1 protein-coding gene is annotated in these 1,559 nt (G+C 57.7%); it reads left to right on the top strand.

The features are described 5' to 3' along the window. Positions 1–130 precede the first annotated feature (130 nt). Positions 131–1,264, top strand: a complete 1,134-nt coding sequence (locus QCE83_RS34945) for an IS110 family transposase (protein ID WP_309821456.1) — start codon at positions 131–133, stop codon at positions 1,262–1,264. The last annotated feature ends 295 nt before the right edge of the window (positions 1,265–1,559 follow it).

The raw sequence follows: 1,559 nt of genomic DNA, 5'->3' as shown, positions 1-1,559 counted from the left end.
GTAAGTCAGTATGACTTTCCGTGAGGCGGAGGCTGGCCTGACGTGGGAGTTTAACGCGGGTTAGCATCTCTGCCAGAGCCGCATGGGTGGGCATGGGCCGCACCCTCGGCAACATCCCGCGGAGGCCAGCATGGACAACGATAGCACGGTGTATGTCGGGCTTGATGTGCATAAGGAATCGATTACCGTTGCATATGCGATTGACGGCGGTGAAGTCGAAGTATTAGGCAAGATCGAAACTACGCCGACTGCGATCGACAGGCTAAGTAAACGCCTACGCTCCAAAGGGCAACATATTCGAGCTACGTACGAGGCAGGCCCCTGCGGTTACGAGCTGTATCGGCGTTTAATTGGGCAAGGCGTTGACTGTACGGTATGCGCGCCGTCGCTCATCCCCCGAAAGCCCGGCGAGCGCGTAAAGACGGATCGTCGTGATGCAATCAAGCTGGTGCGCTCGCTGCGCGCTGGAGACCTTTCGACAGTCTACGTGCCAAGCGTCGAGGACGAGGCGTTCAGGGATCTCGCACGAGCCTGGGCATCGGCTCGGGAAGACTTGCGGCAGGCAAGGCAGCGGCTGAAGTCTTTCCTGCTGTCCCATGGTGTGCGCTACGCAGCGCGCGCGGATTGGGGCCCAGCACATCGACGCTGGTTGAGCAAATACTCGTTCGAATCTGCGTGGCGGCAGCTGGCTTTCGAAGAACATCGACGCTCTATCGACGACCGCGTGGCGCAGTGTGAGCGACTGGAAGTCGCCTTGCGCGAAGCGGTAATCGAATGGAGCTTTTACCCGGTAGTGTTGGCGTTACAGACAATGCGCGGCATTCAGTTCGTTACAGCGGTGGGCATGGTTTCCGAACTCGGCGACCTATCGCGCTTTGAACATCCACGTCAGCTCATGGCCTGGCTCGGTATCACACCATCGGAGCACTCGTCTGGCGGCACGAGACGTCAAGGCGGCATTACAAAAGCGGGAAACGGCTATGCAAGAAAGCTACTGGTCGAAGCTGCTTGGAGCTATCGGCATCCAGCCCGCGTAAGCAAAATCATGCAGCCCCGACACGAAGGCATTCCAAAGGCAATCATCGATCGTGCGTGGGACGCGCAGCTTCGACTGTGCAAGAAGTATCGCAAACTTGCGACACGAGGGAAGGACGTCAACGTTGCAGTGGTTGCTGTCGCCCGAGAACTCGCTGGCTTCATCTGGGATATTGGTCGTCTAGCAATGTCCCTCGCGCTGCCGCGTCGTGCTGCACAACCGCTATAAAGAGACTGCGGCTTAACCACTTATTCACAAAAATCTGAAAAGTTTCCTGAAGGCGGCGTAGCCCGGTACAAGAGCAACCCACGGCGCCGCTTCGCGACGGCAGACAGCAGGCCGATTCGCGGCGTAAGAAGGTGGCAGGCTCATATGACGGACCTCTGTAATGCGGTAACCAACCCGCGGATCTCAGCGTGATTCACCGTCGGCCTTACTGCTACGTCGCCCTCAGGAAATTCAATTGCAATGAAAGCAGAGAGAACCCCTCGCTTCACTTGACACGGAAAGTCATATCAGCGGC

The organism is Caballeronia sp. LZ034LL, from assembly GCF_031451215.1.
Lineage (GTDB): Bacteria > Pseudomonadota > Gammaproteobacteria > Burkholderiales > Burkholderiaceae > Caballeronia.
The sequence above is the reverse complement of the archived record's forward strand: the minus strand, read 5'-3'. Positions and strand labels throughout refer to the sequence as shown.